The organism is Tabrizicola sp. (assembly GCF_051645465.1).
Taxonomy (GTDB): domain Bacteria; phylum Pseudomonadota; class Alphaproteobacteria; order Rhodobacterales; family Rhodobacteraceae; genus Tabrizicola.
On record NZ_JBOFBI010000130.1, the window covers coordinates 1 to 6,419 of the forward strand.

General features: G+C 65.9%; 5 protein-coding genes. 1 reads left to right on the forward strand and 4 read right to left on the reverse strand.

Annotated elements, in window-relative coordinates:
* On the reverse strand, positions 1–888 hold an 888-nt coding region (locus ACRCSW_RS08030), incomplete at its 3' end, for a DUF7146 domain-containing protein (protein ID WP_438704060.1).
* Between the two features lie 5 nt (positions 889–893).
* Positions 894–5,267, reverse strand: coding sequence for a strawberry notch-like NTP hydrolase domain-containing protein (locus ACRCSW_RS08035; protein WP_438704061.1), 4,374 nt, complete (start codon positions 5,265–5,267; stop codon positions 894–896).
* A gap of 177 nt (positions 5,268–5,444) precedes the next feature.
* Here ACRCSW_RS08035 and ACRCSW_RS08040 point away from each other — a divergent pair, with 177 nt between their 5' ends.
* The gene (locus tag ACRCSW_RS08040) at positions 5,445–5,741 is read left to right on the forward strand and encodes a hypothetical protein (RefSeq protein WP_438704063.1); all 297 of its coding nucleotides are present in this window, start codon (positions 5,445–5,447) and stop codon (positions 5,739–5,741) included.
* A gap of 3 nt (positions 5,742–5,744) precedes the next feature.
* On the opposite strand, the gene ACRCSW_RS08045 is transcribed toward ACRCSW_RS08040, so the two are convergent.
* Both ACRCSW_RS08045 and ACRCSW_RS08050 read right to left on the reverse strand, forming a co-directional pair.
* Positions 5,745–5,924: a type II toxin -antitoxin system TacA 1-like antitoxin gene (locus ACRCSW_RS08045; protein WP_323034362.1), complete on the reverse strand. Its 180-nt coding sequence runs from the start codon at positions 5,922–5,924 to the stop codon at positions 5,745–5,747.
* 37 nt (positions 5,925–5,961) lie between these two features.
* Positions 5,962–6,419 (reverse strand): RES family NAD+ phosphorylase (locus ACRCSW_RS08050; RefSeq protein ID WP_438704065.1); only part of this gene is annotated, 458 nt, incomplete at its 5' end.

The window sequence follows — 6,419 nt, forward strand, 5'->3', positions numbered from 1 at the left end:
TGCTCTGGCGGTCAACCTTTCCGCCGCGCGCTGCCCCGCCGGATCGCGGTCAATGGCGATGTAGAGGCGCTGCAACCCCTCCGGCAGCAGGACGGCTCCGAGGTGACCCGATGAAAGAGCGGCCCAGACGGGAAGGCCGGGGGCAGCTTCACGCACGGAGAGCATGGTCTCGATGCCTTCGCCGACAACGAGGATGTCATCACACAGCGTCAACCTGACGGCATTGCCCAGAAGGTGACCCATGGCCCGCCGCTGCGTCTTGACTGCCGCCTTGCCGCAGCCGTCAGGCGCGAGCCACGTGCGATGCACACCCTGCAAGGCCCCTGCCCCATCGGTGACCGCCGCGATCAGCGCTGGTCGGCGGACGCTCCGGGTCTGGCCCTCATCCAGATGCCAGCACTTCGGGTGGAAGCGAAGGGCACTCGTCATGCCGTCCTGGGTCAGGCCCCGAGAGCGGAGGTAGGTGTCAGCAAGCGTGCCAGCGACCGGCATCGAGGCTGCAAACAAACGCGCCGCCGCTGCTGATGTACCCCCGGGGGCCTTGGCCTTCTTCGGCACTGGCCGATCCGGGAGGACCGGCTGCGGACGGCCAAGATGCGCCCGGGCCTCGACCAGGAGATCGGGGAAGCGGGAGATCCCGGTCCTTTCGCGGATGATGTCGAGAAGATCGCCATGCTCGCCCGTCGCGCCGTCGGTGAATTTGCCAGCTGCACCTGGCCCGGACGCGGGCCCGGTCAGCCGCACGAAGAGCGATCGGCCTGGGTTGTTCCGCAGATCGCCCACGATCCAGTAGGACCCTTCCCGCCGTCCGGCGGGAAGGTAAGCGCGACAGACGCCTTCGGCATTTTCCGCGAGGGCTCGGATCAATTGGTCTGTTTCGGAATACATGACACTCAACAACCTTTGCGTGCATGTAGCCCCGTCACAGGACACCGTGCAAGCAGACGATCCAGCACGACAATGCCGCTCCCGTCTGCCGGACAGAACAGCCGCAGCTTCCAGCTGATGATCTCCGAGAAGAAGCCATCGGCCTTGAGCCGGTCCTTGGCGGCTTCGGTGAAGCCCGACAGCTCGATCCGGTTCACGCCCATGACGCGGGAGCGATGGAGTTCCGTCCCCTCAGCCAAGCGCACGACCGTCTTGCCCTCAAGAACAAGGCCATGGACCTGCGCCGCCGTGAGCTTTGGAACCTCATCAGCCAGAGTGCTCGCGACCCAGGCGGGCGAGACGCGGCGGCCGATGATGCGCTGGCCGTCATCGGTCTGCAGGCGGTAGACTCGGGTTTCATCTTGGGGAAGCTGCTTCCAGATCGGCAGCAGGAGACCCGCCACGATGTGCAGCGTTGATTCAGAGAACTCGGGCACCTCGGCCAGTTCCGCGGTCCACGCGGCAGCGAAAGCCGCGCGATCGGCTTCCAGCCAGTGGGTGTCGTCCATGATCTTGGCCGGAACTGTGCTCGCCTCGGTCGGCCGGATTAGACGCAGTCGCGGCTCGATGGTGCCATCATCGAGCATCAGGCTGGTGGCAGGCACCAGCACTGCAGCGCGACCGGAGCGGCTGTTGACGAGAAGGCGCGCCTTGGGGTCGTCGAGCCAGTCCAGCGCATCCGCGAGCGAGGTCGGCGAATTGCGCCGCTTTTCCGCGATAGTCAGGAGCTGCGTTTCGGCGCCGGAGCCGGGATGGGTGTAGATGACGCGAGCGTTCGTGACACGGAAGCTTTCGGCGCGCAGCGTCTCGAGGCCGAGGTCGTAGACACCGGCCGCGATGGCGCCCTCGATCCGTTGGTCGAGCAAGTCCTCGAAAGCTGAGAAGAGCACGGCCTGCATGTCGATCGTCAGCGCCAGCAGGCGATTGAGGAAAGTCGTGATCGGCGGCAGGTCATCCTTCAGACCATTGTCATCGGTCAGGCTGAGCCCTGTCGCATCCTCGAAGGCCCCGAGCGAACAGCCCGCCACATCGCCGCGATAGATCCGGCGGTAAAGCTGGCGCAGCGCGTCTCGGGCATAGGGCGACTCGAGGTTGTCCTCTGGCCGAAACAGCCCTTGCCCGCCCGTCTGGCGCTGGCCGCGGGTGATCGCGCCGAGCGTGTCAAGGCGGCGCGCAATGGTCGATAGGAACCGTTTCTCCGCTTTCACATCTGTGGCCAAGGGCCGGAAGAGCGGCGGCTGCGTCTGATTGGTCCGGTTGGTGCGGCCCAATCCTTGAATGGCAGCGTCAGCCTTCCAGCCGGGCTCCAGAAGGTAATGCACCCGCAGACGCTGGTTCCTGGCGCCGCGATCCGCGTGATAGCTGCGCCCGGTGCCACCCGCATCCGAGAAGATCAGGATGCGTTTCTGGTCATCCATGAAGGCAGCGGTTTCCGCGAGGTTGGCAGACCCCGCCCGGCTTTCGACGACGAGGCGCGCGGCAGGGCCCTCGCCTTTCCTCACGATGCGGCGCGAGCGGCCCGTTACCTCGGCCACAAGATCGGTGCCGAAGCGCTGGACGATCTGGTCGAGCGCGCCCGGCACGGGTGGCAGCGAGGCGAGCCTCTCGATCAGCGCATCGCGCCTGCGGGCGGCCTCGCGGCATTCGACGGGCTGGCCGTCGCGCACCACGGGGCGCGACGATAGATTGCCCTCGCTGTCGGTGAAGGGCTCATAGAGCTGCACCGGGAAGGAATGGGCGAGGTAATCGAGAACATACTCCCTGGGAGTGATGTCGACGCGGATGTCGTTCCACTCCTCGGTCGGGATCTCTGACAGGCGGCGTTCCATCAGCGCCTCGCCAGTCGAGACGATCTGGATGACGGCCGCATGGCCTGCGGCGAGATCGGCCTCGATGCTTGCGATCAGGGTGGGGGTTTTCATGGACGTCAGCAGATGGCCGAAGAAGCGCTGCTTGGCGGACTCGAAGGCCGAGCGTGCGGCGGACTTGGCCTGGCGGTTTAGCGTGCCAGAATCTCCGGTGATGTTCGCCGCCTCCATCGCGGCGGCAAGGTTGTTGTGGATGATGGCGAAGGCCCCGGCATAGGCATCGTAGATGCCGCGCTGCTCGGGCGTCAGCGCATGTTCCAGCATTTCGTATTCGACGCCGTCGTAGGAAAGCGACCGGGCGGTGTAGAGGCCGAGCGACCGCAAATCGCGGGCGAGGACCTCCATCGCGGCGACGCCTCCGGCCTCAATGGCCTGCACAAACTCGGCACGGGTTGCGAAGGGGAAGTCTTCGCCGCCCCAGAGCCCGAGACGCTGCGCATAGGCGAGGTTGTGGACGGTTGTTGCCCCTGTGGCCGAGACATAGACCACGCGGGCGTTTGGCAGCTTGTGTTGCAGGCGCAGGCCCGCCCTGCCCTGCTGCGAGGCTTCCGTATCGCCACGCTCGCCCTTGGACCCTGCGGCATTCGCCATGGCATGGCTTTCGTCAAACACGATCACCCCGTCGAAATCCGCACCCAGCCAATCGACGATCTGGTCGACCCGGGACTTCTTGGCGCCGCGTTCCTCCGAGCGCAGCGTCGCATAGGTGGTGAACAGAATGCCCTCGGAGAGCGGGATGTCGCGACCTTGCGCAAAGCGCGAGAGCGGCGTCACCAACAGCCGCTCCTGGCCGAGCGCCGACCAGTCGCGCTGCGCGTCCTCGAGGAGCTTGTCGCTCTTTGAAATCCAGAGCGCCTTGCGGCGGCCCCAGCACCAGTTGTCGAGCAGGATCCCAGCCGACTGGCGGCCCTTGCCCGCGCCGGTGCCATCGCCAAGGAAGAAGCCGCGGCGAAAGCGGACGACGTCCGCGGCATCGTCGGGCGCGGCCGAGACCATGTCGCCGGTCTCATCGACGCACCACGATCCCGCGAGATACGCGCCATGCGCTTCGCCCGCGTAGATCACGGTCTCGAGTTGCGCGTCGGATAGTAGGCCGTCGCGCAGGACGGCCACGGGGAGTTTCGGGTGGTGGGAGGGTTTTGGGGGGGCAACTGAGGCCATGGCCGCCGACTGCACCAGCTTGGTCGGATGCGGGGACGCGCCGGGGATGTCGATCGCCTGCAGGCGGAAGGTCTCGTAGATCGCGTCCGACAGGCGCGCAGCGCCGAGATCGTCCGCGGCCTTGCGCAAGCTATAGGCCAGATCCTCCGTATCCGGCGTGGCGACATGCACGTCCACATTGGCCGCTGCCGTCGAACGCAAGGGTCGAGCGGCAGGGCCGGACGCACGGGGAGGAAGTCCCCGGAAAGGGGAAGCGGGCTGCGATTGAGCGCCCACGCCCGCATCCATCTCGAGGCGTGGCGGGACCTCTGCTACGATCCGGCCGAGGAGCTGCGGCGCATCGACGGACATCGGCCGGGCCAGATCCGCCGTTATGCCACCGCGCTCACCGCCCCGGCATTTGTCGAAGACCGAGATCCGGGTCTCAAAGCTGGTGCCGTGTTTGGCGAATGCGGCACCGGAGACGGCGCCGGTGAAGACAAGATGCGCCGTCTCGGTCAAACGGCCGAAGGTTTCCGCCCAGGCGGGCGCATCCGGCGCGAAACCGGCGCCAGTGATGGCCACCAGACGCCCGCCGGGCGCGAGGCGGGCAAGGGAAGAGCGCAGATGACGGGCTGTCGCCTCGGTCGTCCGGCCATCGACATGGGCCACGGCAGAGAAGGGCGGGTTCATCAGGATGACGCTCGGACGAACGCCCGCGTCCAGATGGTCGTCGATTTGCGCGGCGTCAAAACTGGTGACGGGTCGCTCCGGAAAGAGGAGGCGCAGGAGGTCGGCGCGGGTGTCGGCCAGCTCGTTAAGCGCGAGACTGCCGCCAGCGATCTCGGCGAGGATCGCGAGAAGCCCGGTCCCGGCGGAAGGCTCGAGGACGAGGTCACGCGGGGTGATCTGCGCAGCCGCCAAGGCCGCGAGCCCCATGGGCAGCGGAGTCGAGAATTGCTGGAAGCGCTCCATCTCCTCCGAGCGGCGTGTGTGCGTGGGCAGGAGGCACGCCACCTTTGCGAGGATCGGAAGCAGCGCGGGAGGCGAGCCCGCCCGGGCGAGCAGCGCACGGCCGAATTTCCGCAGGAAGAGGACCAGCGCCACCTCGCCCGCCTCATAGGCAAGCTTCCAGTCCCAAGCGCCATCGGCATCGGAGCCGCCAAAGGCGCGCTCCATCTCGAGGCGCAGACGCAGCGCGTCGATCTGGAACCCCTGCGCCAGATCAGGCTGAAGAGCTTCGGCGACAGCGAGGATCGCGGGCGCGGGCGCGGGCGCGGGATCACGAGACGGGACAGGAACGGGAGGCGCAACCGGCGCGAGATAGGTCATCGGGAAACTCCGGAATGGGGGACAGGGACAGGCCCGGACGCCCTCTCTCGGGCACCCTCAGGCCTGATCTTTCCCGGCCCCTCTCTCCCTCTCGAACCGGTGCGTTCCGTTCGCTTGAGTTGATTTTGTTCCCGTTATGTTCTATATTGAGGATTAAGCCAGCAAGGGAGTTTCCCGATGGACAGCACCACGCATGCCCTGCCCGCGACGGCCAAGCAGATCGCCTATGCGCGGTCTCTCGCCCTGCGCAACCAGACCCTCCTGCCCTGGGAGGTTCAGCAGGACCGTCGGTCGCTCAGCGCCTGGATCGAGGCGCAGGCCCAGCTGAAGCCGGTATCTGACATGGACCGGCTGCCGACCTCAAAGCAGGTAGCCTTCGCGGAGAAGCTTGCACGGATCAAGCGCCGTGCCGTTCCGGAGGAATGCTTCCGCGACAAGGGGCTCATGTCGAAGTGGATCGACGGGAACAGATGACCACTACGAGTCGTCGGCTTGCTTGATACCGTAAAGACCAGCAGGGAAGTCTTTCCGTCGACGAAAAGCAGCACGCAACGCCTCGGTCGGTGAAGCCGGGGAATCCAAAGCATCAAAGAACGCCTGATAGTCGCGTGGCTTCAAGTTAGTGATGTCGTGGTTGTTGCTGTCAGGTGCTTTCATTTCTCAAGCCATCCAAGGGCGCCCACAATCTGACCGGTCAACCAACAGCCGTAATCGAGTAGTGCGGTGTCCCATCCCACACAAGATCCCAAGACGCGCCCGGCCGCACGTTCTGGATCGCGTGAGGCTCGAAGCAGACGAGGCAATTCCCGCCCGGTGCAGGAGCACGGACCGAAGGGTAAATCAGACCGCGGGATCCCGCTCGACGCAGATGTTGGGCGAGGCTCTGGCCCTCGGGATATCCGACAGCCGGATCGGGATGCAGCGCGGGATGGCCCACCTCGTCGGTCATGTCGTCGAAGACACCGATGAAATCCGCCAGCAATTCCACATAGCGGGCGCTGTCATGGAAGCTCCCGGTAAATCCGAGTTCGCGCGTGCGGTGCCAGGCCACTTCGCTGACAGACACCATGACATCCCATGAGCAATACCAGGCGCCGCGCTCCTCGGTGTTGAAGCGGTTTCCGCCGGCGCGGGTATAGGTGAAGGCGGCAT

Excerpts from the sequence above, each read along its gene's own strand:
- ACRCSW_RS08035 (WP_438704061.1), bottom strand. The coding sequence starts at position 5,267 with ATGACCTATCTCGCGCCGGTTGCGCCTCCCGTTCCTGTCCCGTCTCGT.
- ACRCSW_RS08040 (WP_438704063.1), top strand. The coding sequence starts at position 5,445 with ATGGACAGCACCACGCATGCCCTGCCCGCGACGGCCAAGCAGATCGCC.
- ACRCSW_RS08045 (WP_323034362.1), bottom strand. The coding sequence starts at position 5,924 with ATGAAAGCACCTGACAGCAACAACCACGACATCACTAACTTGAAGCCA.